17 protein-coding genes and 1 pseudogene are annotated in these 15,042 nt (G+C 27.4%); 10 read left to right on the top strand and 8 right to left on the bottom strand.

Annotated features, from left to right (window positions below; translation table 11 throughout):
- Positions 1 to 64: 64 nt before the first annotated feature.
- From ACFIJ5_RS14135 to ACFIJ5_RS14110, 6 genes and pseudogenes are all read left to right on the top strand, one after another.
- The gene (locus tag ACFIJ5_RS14135; RefSeq protein WP_379808116.1) at positions 65 to 1,741 is read left to right on the top strand and encodes an AAA family ATPase; all 1,677 of its coding nucleotides are present in this window, start codon (positions 65 to 67) and stop codon (positions 1,739 to 1,741) included.
- 452 nt (positions 1,742 to 2,193) lie between these two features.
- A pseudogene (locus ACFIJ5_RS14130) lies at positions 2,194 to 2,268 on the top strand (MerR family transcriptional regulator); the annotation flags it as partial.
- A 25-nt stretch (positions 2,269 to 2,293) separates the two neighbouring features.
- Positions 2,294 to 2,608 carry a helix-turn-helix domain-containing protein gene (locus ACFIJ5_RS14125; protein ID WP_379808114.1) on the top strand — a complete coding sequence of 105 codons (315 nt, stop codon included), beginning with the start codon at positions 2,294 to 2,296 and terminating at the stop codon, positions 2,606 to 2,608.
- Positions 2,571 to 2,699: a zinc ribbon domain-containing protein gene (locus ACFIJ5_RS14120; protein ID WP_379808112.1), complete on the top strand. Its 129-nt coding sequence runs from the start codon at positions 2,571 to 2,573 to the stop codon at positions 2,697 to 2,699. Before ACFIJ5_RS14125 ends, ACFIJ5_RS14120 begins: the two co-directional genes overlap by 38 nt.
- A 157-nt stretch (positions 2,700 to 2,856) precedes the next feature.
- Complete coding sequence (locus ACFIJ5_RS14115) at positions 2,857 to 3,165, top strand: NUDIX domain-containing protein (protein WP_379808110.1); 309 nt, start codon at positions 2,857 to 2,859, stop codon at positions 3,163 to 3,165.
- Between the two features lie 432 nt (positions 3,166 to 3,597).
- On the top strand, positions 3,598 to 4,734 hold the full coding sequence (locus tag ACFIJ5_RS14110) for a plasmid pRiA4b ORF-3 family protein (protein WP_379808108.1): 1,137 nt from the start codon (positions 3,598 to 3,600) through the stop codon (positions 4,732 to 4,734).
- 158 nt (positions 4,735 to 4,892) lie between these two features.
- Here the strand turns inward: ACFIJ5_RS14110 and ACFIJ5_RS14105 are convergent, their stop codons facing one another.
- Together ACFIJ5_RS14105 and ACFIJ5_RS14100 are read right to left on the bottom strand one after the other, a co-directional pair.
- Positions 4,893 to 5,348 (bottom strand): GyrI-like domain-containing protein, encoded by a 456-nt coding sequence (locus ACFIJ5_RS14105; protein ID WP_379808106.1) that lies wholly within the window; start codon positions 5,346 to 5,348, stop codon positions 4,893 to 4,895.
- 63 nt (positions 5,349 to 5,411) lie between these two features.
- Entirely contained in the window at positions 5,412 to 6,347 is a 936-nt protein-coding gene (locus tag ACFIJ5_RS14100; RefSeq protein ID WP_379808104.1) for a helix-turn-helix transcriptional regulator, read from the bottom strand.
- Between the two features lie 1,172 nt (positions 6,348 to 7,519).
- On the opposite strand from ACFIJ5_RS14100, the gene ACFIJ5_RS14095 reads away from it, so the two are divergent.
- On the top strand, positions 7,520 to 8,047 hold the full coding sequence (locus ACFIJ5_RS14095; protein ID WP_379808102.1) for a S4 domain-containing protein: 528 nt from the start codon (positions 7,520 to 7,522) through the stop codon (positions 8,045 to 8,047).
- 15 nt (positions 8,048 to 8,062) lie between these two features.
- Entirely contained in the window at positions 8,063 to 8,944 is an 882-nt protein-coding gene (locus tag ACFIJ5_RS14090) for a GNAT family N-acetyltransferase (protein ID WP_379808100.1), read from the top strand.
- Between the two features lie 76 nt (positions 8,945 to 9,020).
- On the opposite strand, the gene ACFIJ5_RS14085 is transcribed toward ACFIJ5_RS14090, so the two are convergent.
- Entirely contained in the window at positions 9,021 to 9,431 is a 411-nt protein-coding gene (locus ACFIJ5_RS14085; RefSeq protein ID WP_379808098.1) for a hypothetical protein, read from the bottom strand.
- 215 nt (positions 9,432 to 9,646) lie between these two features.
- Here ACFIJ5_RS14085 and ACFIJ5_RS14080 point away from each other — a divergent pair, with 215 nt between their 5' ends.
- On the top strand, positions 9,647 to 9,961 hold the full coding sequence (locus ACFIJ5_RS14080) for an alpha/beta fold hydrolase (protein WP_379808096.1): 315 nt from the start codon (positions 9,647 to 9,649) through the stop codon (positions 9,959 to 9,961).
- Between the two features lie 69 nt (positions 9,962 to 10,030).
- On the opposite strand, the gene ACFIJ5_RS14075 is transcribed toward ACFIJ5_RS14080, so the two are convergent.
- From ACFIJ5_RS14075 to ACFIJ5_RS14055, 5 genes are all read right to left on the bottom strand, one after another.
- Positions 10,031 to 10,420 carry a hypothetical protein gene (locus ACFIJ5_RS14075; protein WP_379808094.1) on the bottom strand — a complete coding sequence of 130 codons (390 nt, stop codon included), beginning with the start codon at positions 10,418 to 10,420 and terminating at the stop codon, positions 10,031 to 10,033.
- Positions 10,421 to 10,439: 19 nt separating this feature from the next.
- Positions 10,440 to 11,018, bottom strand: coding sequence for a GNAT family N-acetyltransferase (locus ACFIJ5_RS14070; protein ID WP_379808092.1), 579 nt, complete (start codon positions 11,016 to 11,018; stop codon positions 10,440 to 10,442).
- Between the two features lie 575 nt (positions 11,019 to 11,593).
- Positions 11,594 to 12,250, bottom strand: a complete 657-nt coding sequence (locus ACFIJ5_RS14065; RefSeq protein WP_379808091.1) for a FusB/FusC family EF-G-binding protein — start codon at positions 12,248 to 12,250, stop codon at positions 11,594 to 11,596.
- Positions 12,251 to 12,791: 541 nt separating this feature from the next.
- Entirely contained in the window at positions 12,792 to 13,091 is a 300-nt protein-coding gene (locus ACFIJ5_RS14060; protein ID WP_379808089.1) for a CD3324 family protein, read from the bottom strand.
- Positions 13,092 to 13,388: 297 nt separating this feature from the next.
- Positions 13,389 to 14,138 (bottom strand): DUF4085 family protein, encoded by a 750-nt coding sequence (locus ACFIJ5_RS14055; RefSeq protein ID WP_379808087.1) that lies wholly within the window; start codon positions 14,136 to 14,138, stop codon positions 13,389 to 13,391.
- A 348-nt stretch (positions 14,139 to 14,486) separates the two neighbouring features.
- Here ACFIJ5_RS14055 and ACFIJ5_RS14050 point away from each other — a divergent pair, with 348 nt between their 5' ends.
- Entirely contained in the window at positions 14,487 to 14,885 is a 399-nt protein-coding gene (locus ACFIJ5_RS14050; protein WP_379808085.1) for a class I SAM-dependent methyltransferase, read from the top strand.
- Positions 14,886 to 15,042: the final 157 nt, after the last annotated feature.

Here is a 15,042-nt window from a genome sequence, read left to right as displayed (position 1 = left end):
GGGTATAATTATGATAAGAGAACATGCTGGGAGGAATCCTAGAGAGTTTATGTGGAGGGATTCTATGAATAAGAAAATATCAATAGGTGTAAGTGATTTTAAAGATATTATAGATAATAACTATTATTTTGTGGATAAGAGTTTATTCATAAAAGAAATAGTTGAAGATGGTTCAAAAGTTATTCTTTTGCCAAGACCAAGACGATTTGGAAAAACTTTAAACATGAGCATGCTCAAATATTTTTATGAAAAAAGTGAAGAAGATAATAGACATTTATTTGAAGGTTTAAAGATAAATAATTATGAAGACATAATGTCCATGCAGGGTAAATATCCTGTTATATATATTACATTCAAGGATGAAAAACATTCCAAGTGGGAAAGATGTAAAAATAGTTTTAAATTGTTAGTGAGAGGTTTATTTAGAAAACATGATTACATTTTAGAAAGTTCTGTTTTAAAACAATATGAAAAAGATCAAATATTAGAAATACTAATGGGAAAAGCGCCTTATGAAGTTTATCTTAATGGGTTAAATATATTGAGTGAATACCTATATAAGTATCATAAACAAAAGGTTATCATTTTAATAGATGAATATGACGTGCCAATTCAAAGTGGTTATATAAATGATTATTACAATGAAGTTATTGAACTTATGAGAATATTTTTAAGTGGTGGACTTAAAGACAATACTTACTTAGAAAAGTCAGTGCTTACAGGTATACTTAGGGTTGCAAAAGAGAGTATTTTTTCAGGAATGAATAACTTGAAAGTAAGTACATTAATAAGTTCTCACTACAGCAGCAGTTTCGGATTCTTAGAAGATGAAATGCAAGACATGCTTAAATATTATGGAATAGAATATGAAACGAAAGAAGTACAAAATTGGTACAATGGATATAGATTTGGAGATAAAACTATATATAATCCTTGGTCCATATTAAATTATGTGGATAATTATAGAGAAGGTTTTAAGTCATATTGGGTAAACACTAGCAGCAACGATTTAGTAAAAAGGGTGCTTGCAAAAGGTGGAGAAACCTTGAAAATGGAGCTTGAAGATTTAGTAGAGGGAAAAGAGATAGAAAAAGAAATTAATGAAAATATAGTTATGCATGATATAGATAAGGACAGTAATAATGCGTGGAGCTTTTTACTTTTTAGCGGGTATTTGAAAGTGATTGATAAAAAAATACAAAGAGGAAGAACGTACTGCAAACTAAAAATACCTAATCTGGAAGTTAAATATTTATATGAAGACATTATATTAGCTTGGTTTAGAGAAAATATAAGCGGTGAAAAGTTTAATATAATGTTAAAGAGTTTGGTTACTGGAGACATAAAAGTTTTCAGTAAGATATTTAGAGAATTTATATTAAATTCAGTGAGTTATTTTGATGTGTCAGGAAAAGAAAGTGAAAAAGTGTATCATTCTTTTGTACTTGGTGCGCTTATAGCTCTTTCTGATGAATACCAGGTTAAATCTAATAGAGAAAGTGGATATGGCAGATATGATATAATGATTATCCCAAGAGACATAAATAAAAAAGGAATAGTTATTGAGTTTAAAAAAGTAGATAAAGATGATAATGAGACTTTAGAGAAATGTGCTCAAAATGCTTTGAATCAAATAGAAGACAGGAATTATAAGAGAGAGCTTTTAGATAGAGGAGTTAAGGATATTATAGAGCTGGGAATAGCGTTTGAGGGGAAAAAAACACTTATAGTTGAGAGCTGACAGTTCACAGTGATAAGTGGAAAAAATGGCGATAAGTATTAAGTGACAAGTTAGAAAAGGACAGATGGTAGTTTACAGTTGACAGTTAGAGGAGAAAAAGATAGGGACAAGTAAAAGAAAATTAATAATGAATAATTAAAAATTAATAATGAAGGATACCTTTTTGTGGAACAGAAAGCTTTAGATTTAATTAATAGTTAAGAATTAAAAATTAAGGAAGATTTTTGTTTAAACAAAAATCAAAAAACATATAGAAATATAATACGTTATTTTTTCCTAAGGAAAAATTTCCTTAATAATTAATTATTTATTCAAAAAGACAAGAAACAAGGGAAGAAAGTGATAAGTGGCAAGATTATATATGGAGTTTAATGACTGTTAAATAAAATCTATAAAAATCTATTGAAAAAAATATTATATTATTTGTTATAGTTATATAGAGGTGAGAAATAATGAAATATTATTCAATAGGTGAGTTTGCTAAAGAAATAGGTAAAACTCCTCAAACATTAAGAGATTGGCATAAAAAAATGATTAAGGAGTTATTGAAGGATGATAAAGGCGATTAATGTTAGATTATACCCAACAGAAGAACAAACAATTTTAATGTATAAGCATATAGGTTGCATGAGATTTGTTTATAATTGGGCGTTAGCCAAGCAAATAGATAATTATAAACTTAACGGTAAAAAGTTATCAGTTACAGAATTAGGTAAAGAATTAACCATCTTAAAGAATACCGAAGGTTATGAGTGGCTTTATGAAGTATCTAATGCAACATTAAAGGAAAGCATTAGAGATTTAAATAAAGCATATAAGAATTTCTTTAATGGGAGTGGTTTTCCTAAATTTAAAACTTTCGGATAGGATTTATAAATGTAGTTGCGGTTTTACTTGTGATAGGGATAAAAATGCTTCATATAATCTTGCAAACTATGGTTTAGAAATATCAGCTTAAAAAGATATTCTAAATTGGGTAATCGTTACAACCTATTACCTTGTTAGGTAACAAAGCCTATGGAGTGTTATAGCAAACGAAAGTAGCTCAGGCAAAATCGGACATTATGAAGTAGGAAAGAAACAAAAATCTTTAATTTATAGATTTTTATAGATTTTTGGTAACGGAATCTACAGAAGATACAGCAAGGAGAGAAGTGTTTGAAGAAACAGGTTTAACTGTTGGAAAATTAAAGTTAATAGATGTATTTTCAGGACAAGGTAGTTACATAAAGGTTCCCAATGGTGATGAATTCTATTCTGTCACAGTAGCATATTATACTAAAGAAATAAGTGGTGATTTCAAAATAGATGAAAGTGAATCTCTTGAATTTCGATATATAAGTATACATAAAATTCCTGAAAATATTGTAAAAAGTCATAAGAAAATGATTGATAGATTTTTGAAGATTTATAATGAAAAATGAATTTTCTTATTAACTCAACTTTCGCAGGTGAAAAACAGTCGCTACGGGAAATGATATCTTGCTCAGAAACCTTTCACTTCAGTAACAAGTTCTAAACTTTACTCATATTGAAAAAAGATTTTTTAATTAATATTCCGTAGGAATCAGTAATTAAAAAATAACTTTTTTCAAATTCGTAAAGCTAAGAACTTGTAAACTTTGTTCAAATGTTTCTTACGCAATATATCATTTACCTTCGCTAGACAGTATTTTTTTACTGCGAAAGTTTAATTATTAATTATTACCTCATTGTTTGTGTCATATATTTTTGATGTTGTTGTGAAGAAGATGGACAAAGGTGAAAAACATTAGTGTGAGAAGTTTTATAAAGATAAAATTGAGGATTTTATATTTGTTGAAACTGAAAAAATATCAGTGTAGGAGGCGTATATATTGTTAATACAATGTACGAAGAAACTTTTAGATCAACTAAAAATAAAGCCTGCAGAACCTAAAGAGGAAGAAACGTTATTCTCTTGGCATGCTAATCTCATAATAGTAAATCGCAGAAAAACAGTAGTACTTGTTAATGATAGCAATAGATATGTGATTGTTTTATATGGACTTAAAGCTAAAGATCTTAAAAAAATTGATGAACTTATATTGCAGGCAATTAAAGAAACTTTTGAAGAGGAGTGTATAAAGAGTGAAATTATAGATAAGTTCATAAATCAATCCAAGGAGATAGTGTATACGAAAACTAAGAATAAAACTTCTGTTGCAAGAATGAATAAATCTTGTGAAGTTGTATATTATGTTAATAATTTATTAAGGCAAGATTCCATTTGTCAAACTGATGCTAGTATGTGCATAAGCAGAAGTTTGATAGGTAATGGTAAAAATAATTATATAACACCAAGTAATGAATTGTTTAAGGATCTTGAAGATTTAGAAGGTAAACCAATTTTTAGAGGAAGAGCTGTACAGCTTAAAGTAACCATGGATTTGGAGAATAATAATGTATGGCGCAGATTAGTAGTTCCTATAAATACCACATTCAAAAAATTACATGAGGTATTGCAGGCTGCTTTTGGGTGGAAAAATTATCATCTTCATGAATTTTATATTTATGATGATAGTACTCAAGATAAATTGAAACAATATTATTCACCATATCACAAAAAAGGATATAAACCGATTATCAATTTAGTCTGTAATGAAGAAGCATTTGACTATTTAGGTGAGATACCAATGAAACTTGAAAAAAATATAAAGCTTAGAGAATACATACCTGAATTTAAAAATATAAAGTACAATTATGATTTTGGAGACAGCTGGAGTCATTATATTGAAGTTGAGAAAATGATAGATGATTATGATAAAAATTATGCTGTTTGTCTTGAAGGAGAAGGTAAAACTCCACCTGAGGACGTAGGGGGAGAGTATGGTTATGAAGAATTTCTTGAGATTATATCGAATAAAGACCATCCAGATCATAAGGGTATGTTAGATTGGGCGGAGAGTCAAGGGTATGAGGACTTTGATATTGATGATGTAAATATGAAAATTAAGCTGGGTACCATTTTTTAGTGATACTCTTTGTTTTGCAAAAAATTATATTTCAAAGTTGTGCGAAGCAAGTTGGATTGCAGAAAATAAGGGGGGACGGTTCATTAATTTAAGCTGTAGTTTACAGGTAAAATTGATGAACTGTCCCCATAGTTTTACCAATTTTTGAAAGGTCACAGTTACCTAAGAAGAAATACCACCTTTGTTAACAATTCACTTTCTGGCACGTCCATAGGGGAATTATAATAAAATTCGTAAGCACCTGCTGGAGAATGTCCATTTTCTTCTATCCACTTCATCATGGCATCGTATACTGGACATATTTCTTTATACGGTCCTTTGTACATACATGATACCTGTTTTCCTGCAGGAATTTCACTTAATTTCATTTCATCTTTTTCAGGGACGGGTTTTGATATAGGAAATCCTAGTTCTACATCAAGGTCTTTCATATCCATATTGTAATATGCTGCAAAAGGTACACCAGCTGGTGATTCTCCTAGTTCATTTAGATACTCAAAAATATCATTATATGCTTTTTTACACTCTGCTGGTAAATTTTCAACTGCAGTTCTTGTACGAATAGAAAGAACCAATTGTTTAGGTTGTTCATTTAATTCAAATTTATAATCCATATCGATCTCTCCTTTGTTTTTTCTTAAGTATAGCATTACAAACAAGACAACTGTATGTCATGTTTATTTAGAATATTTCTTGTAAACATCTCTAGCTATTTCAGAGAGAATTTTTCTAATATGGGGAGGATTTATAACTTCAATTCCTGTTCCAAAGCTTAAAAGAAAACCATAAAGCCAATTATTTTCGGGAAATAATACTTTAACAAAAATCTTTCCATTATCAATTTTGGTTATATACTCTTGAAACCATTCTTTAGCAACATTTTCTAACTCTTTTTCAAAAACCAATTCAAGTAAAACCATATTCTTTGATTTTTGCCAGTTATCTTTCCATGCAAAGGCTTCTTCAGGTATTTCTCTACGTTCATATGTTGTATCTAAAGTGACTAATTCATTCATTCTCAAAAGTTTAAAAAGTCTAAAGTCTTCTCTAAGAAGACACCAAGCATACAAATACCACTGTTGTCCCTTCAAAACTAAAGAATAGGGTTCAACCTTTCGAATAGTGGTATTTCCCACTGCATCTGTATATGTAAATTCAATTTCTTTTAAAGTTTCTATAGCATTACGTATCATTGACACTTTTTCTTTGAAATGTTCACTTTCTCCCCAGGGGGACAGATCAATTACAAAGCGGTTTAGTTTGGAATCTAGCAGTGAAAGTTGTGAAGGAGTTAGTAAGTTTTTAAATTTTTCAACTAAAACTTCATACTTATTGTCAGGTATGGTTTTGGACATACCTTTTAGGGTTCTAATAATTGTAGTCATCTCATCTCGAGTAAGTACATTTTTATCTAAACGATATCCTTCTACAATGCCAATTCCGCCATTCATTCCCTGATATGTTACAATAGGTATTCCTGCAAGATTTAGTGCTTCCACATCTCTAAGTATTGTTCTTACTGAAACGTCAAACATTTCAGCTAATTCTTTAGCTTGTACACGTTCTTTTCTAAGTAAAACCACAAGAATAGAAAGCAGTCTATCAAGTTTCAATGTATAACCCCCTCATCAAATGAGTTTTTTTGTTATTATAACATAATAAAGTTGTCTCTATGTTATTTTGATAATGTTATGGCAGCGATATGGTATTCATTTTTGCAAGAATGCAGTTTGGGGAATATCAGAAATTTAGAATTTAAAACTCAACTTTTCTAGTAAAAAAAATACTGCTTAGCGAAGGAAAATGATATATTGAGTAAGAAACATTTGAAAAAAGTTTACAAGTTCTTAGTTTTACGAATTTGAAAAAAGTTATTTTTTAATTACTGATTCCGATGGAATATTAATTAAAAAATCTTTTTTCAATATGAGTAAAGCTTAGAACTTGTTACTGAAGTGAAAGGTTTCTAAGCAAGATATCATTTTCCGGAGCGGATATTTTTTACCATGATAAGCGTATTGATTTATAAGAATTGGGGAATAGATATTGAAAATATATATAACCTTTACAAGATACATATTTTGGTTTATTATATATGTATATAAATTTGTAATTTAAAGGAGGAAAGTAAGTTATGACACCATCAAATTGTTAATATTAATTTTATTTAAAAATTAATAAATATTTTGTAAGAATGTATTAAATTTGCTTAATTTTAATTAGGCTTTTTTGGTGTGCTTTTTATGGAACTAACAATTTAGAAGGTAACTTACTTTGCTATAATTAATTATTATAATAAATTATGATGTTTATATAAATTTAGTGTATTTAGTGTATTGCTTTAGATTTTACACTTTGCATGTATTTTTATATAGTTTTAATTTGTATCTAATAATTTAGGATTGTATTAGGCTATAAGTGAGTTCTTCTCGCTTATAGCCTTTTTTATCTTATTGGAGAAATTACAGCGCATGTTAAATTTTGTTTTTTGTAGGAAATTATAAATTTTTTAAAGAATTTAACTTTTGTAGTTAAAAACAAGTGCTGGGGAAAATTAGTGTCTAGAGCCTGTGAAGTAAGTATTTATATTTGATAGTTACATATAAACACATCAATCACAAATAAAAGATTGGCGGTGATTATATGGAACCTATATTTAAGGTAATGTATTCAAATCAATAAGCGAAAGGAGTATTATAATAGTTTATGATTTACACATTACCAAAATATAATAAAAACTTTTTATATTCCTTTCCGTTAACTAAATTAATTGGAGGTAAGGAATATGGAAAAGAAGTTAAATTTAATTTGGAGTATATATAATAATGAAATAGATTGGGAAGATAGATATTGTCACAATTGTGGTAAAAAAGTAAGGTTTAAAGATTCACTAAAAAGAAGACAAAATGCAAATGGTAAAAATATATTTTATTTTGCTATTTATAAATGTCCAAAAGGTCATACTTGGAATAAAAAAATTTCTACATTTAAAGCACTATCAGGTTTAGAAAATAATTCTGAAAAGTATGATCAGATTGAAAGTGAATATGAGGAAATTAGTATTTCTGAATTAACGCAACAAAAAATTAATGAGGTGGAAATTTTGCTACAACAATTATGTAAGAAAATTAGATTAGATAAATTTTTATCATCAAAAATAACAGATATTAGTAGAGCCCAAATCGTAAAATTGATTAATGAAGGATTTATAAGGATAAATGGAAATATAGTTAAATCAAATGTTGTTTTAAGAGAAAAAGACATCATTACAATATTAATAGATGAAATAAATGAACAAAAAATAGAGGAATAATCGGGGGTTTTCATAATGGATAAATTTAAACTAATAACAGATTATAAAAACAATGAAAAGTATAGAGCTAGTTTTAACGAGCTTGCCATTGGTACATTTGGAATAGATTTTGAACCATGGTTTCAAAAGGGTTTTTGGAATGAAAATTATATTTGTTACTCTTATGTTGATGGTGATAAAGTGATTTCTAATATCTCTGTAAATAAACTAGAAATTATGTGGAAAGGGCAAAAGAAAAAAGCAGTCCAGATTGGAACTGTAATGACTCATCCGGATTATAGAAAAAAAGGTCTTGTGTCAAGCCTTATGAAAATTGTGTTGGATGAATATGAAAAGGATGTTGATTTTATATATCTATTTGCAGCAGATAATGCATTAAGTTTATATCTTAAATTTGGATTTAAACCTGAAATAGAAAGTACTTTTTCAATGGAATTAAATGTTGATAAAGATCCAGATACAAAATTGAGAAAATTAGATTTTTCAAATAAAGAGGACTTAAATCTTATACGTAAATTAGCTTCAGAAAGAACCTATATTTCTCAAAAGTTAGGAGTAAAGAATGATGAGCATCTTATTTTGTTTTATTGTTTATATGTTTTTTCGGATAATATTTATTATTTGGAGGAAGAAAATACTATTGTGATATTTTCTATAGAAGATAATGAGCTTAATTTATATGATGTATTGAGTAAAAATAGTATAAACATTGAGAGCATTATATTAAAGATTGCAAGTTCTAAAGTTAAAAAGGTAAACTTTAATTTTACTCCAGATCTAAAATTTATGAAACTTGAAATTAAGGATTTACAAAAGGATGATTATACATTTTTGGTAAAATCACTATCAGTGGAAACAATTGATAAATTCTTATTTTCTGAAACTTCGCATGCCTAATAAAAGTGTTGTAAAATAGGGGACGGTTCATTAATTTAATCTGTAAATTACAGTTAAAATTAATGAACCGTCCCCTTTAGTTTTGCTTGTCTATTAAGTTCTTAATATAATCATAGTCAATGCTTCGGGTAGTATCGCTATAAAAAAATGGGTATTTGCGAAGCGTATTTTCTGAATTTATTATAAATTTTTTGTATACCGAGCCATCATTTCTATAGATAGTTGTTCTAAAAGAATAACCCATATAGAATAATGAACATTTATCTTTTTTGAATGTTATGCTGTTAAGATTATTAATAATGTGTTCAATATCTTTTCTTTCAGTAATTACAGTGGATTTTCCTGTGTTACCATCAAGAATTTTGATGGAAGATACTTTGGAAGGGGAAATCTTAACTATTTTATGAGGAATATAAGTTAAGGCATAACTAACAGCTATTAATATAATTGCTAATAATAGAACCTTCCACTTTTTCTTTACTTTCATAAAAATCTCTCCCTTCATCAATCTAAAATAGAAGTTGTTATATATAATTATGTTAAATATTTATAATTAAAACTAATATTCTTTATAATTGATAATAAATCATATTAATCTATTATTCAAATCTAAATCAGATAAATTTGGAGATGAAAATATAAAAAGAACTTATTCGTTTTGGATAAGTTCTTTATAAACATAATAGAAAATTTTATCGTTAAATGTTTGAATTAATATCTGGCCCTTATGATCTTAAATTTGGTGATACTTTTTATGACTGCTCATGGTTTAAAAACTATGATCAATCAGAAACTTTAGCAAGAATTGATTGCCCATCAATTTTCATTCATACAAGTTGGCATTATGATGAAAATGGTATTCTTTTAGCAGCTATGGATGATAAAGATGTCAATCGTGCACATTCGTTAATCAAAAATAATGTACTAGTAGATGTTGTATCAGGACATGATTTTCATTATGAAAAGCCGAAAGAATTTACTCAAATCATGGTGAATTTTCTAGATAAAATACAGTAGTAAAAATAGTAGGGGACATATCATTAATTTACACTGTAGTTTGCAGATGAAATTAATGATATGTCCCTTTTAATTATACTTCTTTTTTAAAAATGTAATGTCCACAAAAGTGATACCAAAAGATAAACCAAAAGCAATAGAAGATTCTCTAAATAAATCTATTTTTGAAGGTCTAAATGCATAATCAAAGATATAATTTGAAGCACCAAATAAAACAAATAAAATTATTAACTTTAATAATCTTTTCTTTACTTTAATCCATTTTAATTTCTTTAAATTTATAACAGTTATTAAAGGAATATATATAAACATAAAGAAAGTGAAAATTACATACCCCTTTACAAAATTCAAAGCAATGATATTGTTTATGTCTTTAAAAGCAATAAAAAGTGAAATTATAGTTCCAATAATAAATAGGATATAAAGAATTCTTGTAAATAATACTGTATTTTTTTTCATGATAGGACCTCCTGTAAAATTAATGAGTTGTCTTCTTACCTGTCCCCTTGATTTTACCTACAAAATAGTCATCATATATCCCAAGTTTTTTGTTAGTTGGCTGGTAGCCCTTTTGTATTAATGAGGTAATTCGTTCAGCAGCATTTGGAATAGCTTTTGTGAGAATAGCTTTAACATCAAATGCCTCATAAAAATTTTCATCAACAATTTCTAAAATAGCATCAATAACTGGTTGTTTTTCGTAATGGCTTTGCAAATCAATTCTTAATACACCATGGTGATTAAATTCATCATCTGCAATTCTATGAAACATTTCAACTGTACCAATTTTTTTATTTGTGTCATTCAAAATTATTGTCCATCTTACGAAGTATTTGTTTTTATAAGAAAAATCCCAGAAGTCAACTGCTTTCTGCATTCTTTCAATTGTTGTATAGTGAAAATCATCTCCCTGGCAATTATCAGAGTTGAAAAATGGTACTGCCTTTTCATCGGAATAGCACTCTAATAATTCTTGGGCATCCTCCATGGTTGTTTGCTTTAATGTAATAAGTTTATTTTTGTATACCGGACATTCTTCATAAATATTTTTCATCATAAATAACCTCCATTTTTAGTTGTTAAATTGTAATCATTTTTTATTTTCTTTTTTATAATTAGTTATAGTTATGTAGATATATAATACTCCTAAAAGTGTAAAAATACCTCCTCTCTTGAAGTTTCATTGTATAATTGTATACTAAATTATAAATTTTCTCTAGTTCAATTACAACATTCTTAAAGTTTAGGATATGATACGGAGAACCATATCATAAATGATGTAGACTTTTTAGAGATTGGTATGACTAATTAAAAAATAATAGTGTTTAAAGCTAGTTATAATACATCTATAAATTATTAATAATTCAACTTTCGCAGTAAAAAAAATACTGCTTAGCGAAGGAAAATGATATCTTGCGTAAGAAACATTTGAACAAAGTTTACAAGTTCTTAGCTTTACGAATTTGAAAAAAGTTATTTTTTAATTACTGATTCCTACGGAATATTAATTAAAAAATCTTTTTTCAATATGAGTAAAGCTTAGAACTTGTTACTGAAGTGAAAGGTTTCTAAGCAAGATATCATTTCCCGTAGCGGCTATTTTTCATCTGTGAAAGTGATGGAAAGTAACTGTTACTTTTTATTAACATCTTTTAAAATTTTCTCAAGCTTTTCGGTAGATGCAATTCTTTCATTACATTCCTTGCTATTTAAACATATATCAAATCCTATTGACCTATAGGAACCTTTTTTAGTATTATTTTTTTTACAGACAGATGAAACAAAGGCTACTTCATTTTGTGGACCTACATGATTGCAAAGTGCACAGACATGAAGATTGTTGGAACTATAATTTGGAATTTTACACGTCATACCGACAAGTTTACCATTCATATTGTAAGCTATAAATAATTTTCTAATGGATCGATCAATCCAACCTAAATACACATTTTTTGAATCCTGTGCACTTGGATCTGGTAATTTAAATTTCTTTTCCTTTTTAAATAATTTATTAATTTGTGCATCTGTAATCTTTGGCATTCCATATACATATTTATTCAATTCAACTAAATACGTATCAATGTCCAAGGAATCATTTATTTTACTAATGTTAAGTAGTTCTTTTTCTTCCTCAGATAAATTTTTAAAAAGACGTAACATTTTTTCTTGTATACATGCTTTACTTACTTCAATAATATTAGGATCTGCACAATTTCTGAAAGCATTATTTAAATTTTTTAAACATTTTTTTATATAATTGTATTCATGTTTTTTGATAAAAGCATTCATAAACTTTGACACCTCTCTGTACATATGTTGATTTTTGATTTAGCAAAAATTTTAAATTATATATTAGTTATTTTTATGTTACAGCTTTAAAAAGTATATATTGTAAAAAAAGATGATTATTATTACTCCAACTGAAAGTAACAATAATCATCTTAAGTTAAAACGTAGTATATATTCACAATCATTTTACTTTTGAATATTGTCTTAAATTGAAAATTATAACTTTCATTGGATTATTACAATCTCAACTTTTGCAGTAAAAAAATACTGCTTAGCGAAGGGAAATGATATATTGCGTAAGAAACATTTGAACAAAGTTTACAAGTTCTTAGCTTTACGAATTTGAAAAAAGTTATTTTTTAATTACTGATTCCTACGGAATATTAATTAAAAAATCTTTTTTCAATATGAGTAAAGCTTTAGAACTTGTTACTGAAGTGAAAGGTTTCTAAGCAAGATATCATTTCCCGCAGCGGCTATTTTCACCTGGGAAAGTTGGATTACAATGAAATCATAACATAGTTTAAAATAAGGATTCAATCTAATAAATAATTCTGTAATGATTATGAGTAAGACGTTTCTCTTGACTTATTATTCTTCTTATACTTTTTTCTGATAGATAATATTCTTGAGTTAATTCATTAATAGTAGTCCCTTCAACGTACTTTTTATAAATCTCGGCATTTCTAATCTTAAGACTACTTCTTATACCACTATTTTCTCCCCAGGCCTTATGATTTTCATTTTTCCTGGGTACATAAAGATATTTCCCATCTACATATTTTTGTATTATTTTAAGAATTTCCTCTGGTAACACATCTTGTGCTTTCACATACTTCATTTCCTTACTCCTTCACTTTTATAGTAGTATTAAAGCAAAGAATACTAAAAAGCTATGTGTTACAGAGCCTAAAACATGTGCGCGCTTCAGCTAACTTAACAGCTTAGGCCCCAGACAAAGCATAGCTGACTTTGTTGTAGTCTTTGCAAGGAGCAAGTAGATTTAGAGCTGAATGTATCACAGACCTTCATAAAAACACCTCCAATATGTTAATCATATTATATCATAACTCAATTTTTGAAGTAAAAGAATACTATTTCCCGTAGTGACTATTTTTCACTTGTGAAATTTAAAATTCTAAAAGAAAATGTATTCAGCAGAAATATTAAATTCTAATAAATCACTATTTTTATTTTCAAGTAAAACTTGTAATTCATATTTGCCGTTTGATTTATATATTTCATCGTAAAGCCACCATGAGTTTTGTAGTAAACCATCTTGTTTTAGTATCTTATAATTTTCAAATCGCATTTCACATATGTCTGTAAAACCTCCGAAATTATCAAATAATATTGATAAAGATTGTTCTGTTTGTTTTATGTCTATAATACTACAATCATGAAAATTTATATTTTCAATTATATTTTTATCAAATGATTTTAATGCTTTTTTATAATATTTTTGATATTCTTTAACGGCTTTGTCTACTAATTTTTTATTGTTTTTGCAAAAATTAGTTACAGCGTGTATTACTTCATAGGATGCTTCATTTAACGTATAAACCCTAATATCTGCTATCTTTTTTAATATTTCTTTTGGTAAAATTTTTTTAATACATTCTTGATTATATACAAATGCTTCATGGAATTGTTTAGACAGTTTTTTTCTATCAAATGGTTCTTGTAGAACATAATCTTCTTCTAATTCACATTGAGCTTGATATAATGCTAATTCTTGTTGTGAAGCTAACCATTTCGTTAATTTTTGATTGTATAATTGTTGAAAATATTCCTCAGAAAAAGATTCTGCTTTTTTATTTTCTTCTAAAAGCAAGTGATTGTCGATTTTTTGACATAATTTATACCAATCTTTAGTAAAATAATTCATTGTCCTAATTTTCTCCTTATCAAATGTAGATATGTTTACTTCGTTTTTTTAATAATGATGAATCAATATACATTTAAATATACTAATTATACTAAATATGTTCAAATAGATAAACTGCAAAGTTATTTACGTAAGCAGGTAACTGTGACCTTGAAAATTTTGGAAAAGTCTAATTTTTTAGTTAAAATAAGGAAGATTCACTATGATAAAAGTAAACACATGCAGCGTGATGTTTGGAAAAATTTTTTTAGTATAACATATGACAAGAAGATAATTATGAAAATCCCATAGTGATTTTATAAAAGTTGCTATACGGTTTTTGATAGAGAGATTTAAGGAGGATTTAAAATGGAATATATGGGGGATAAACAATATTGGGATGAAAAATTTGAACAAAGAAGTGATAAACCATTAAATCCTGAAAAGTCATTAGTGGAAAATATAAAGTATTTAAAAAAGGGTTCAGTTCTTGATGTTGCGTGTGGAGATGGGAGGAATACACTATTTCTTTTACAAAATAAATTTAAAGTAACAGGGATTGATTTTAGTAATAAAGCTCTTCAACGATTAGAAAGATTTACAAAAAGAAATAAGTACTCTGTAGATGTAAAACAGGTAGACCTAACAATGCCTGATTCATTAAAGAATATAGGTATATTTGATAATATTGTAATTAATTATTATAGATTAAAAAAAGAGCAGATTGACAACATTAAAAGTAATTTATCGGATATAGGTATTTTATAATATCGAATATTGAATTCAACAATAATTTGATGTATAATGCTTATAATAAAAATTTAGGAGGAATATTATGAGAACGCTTAATATTAATAATAAAAATTTATTACATCATCATCACTAGAGACTTGATCTGTCAAAAGCAGATACAAGTCTATTAGAG

This window comes from Haloimpatiens myeolchijeotgali (genome assembly GCF_042688525.2).
Lineage (GTDB): Bacteria > Bacillota > Clostridia > Clostridiales > Clostridiaceae > Haloimpatiens.
Note: the sequence above shows the minus strand (reverse complement) of the source record. Positions and strands in the feature narration are given on the sequence as shown.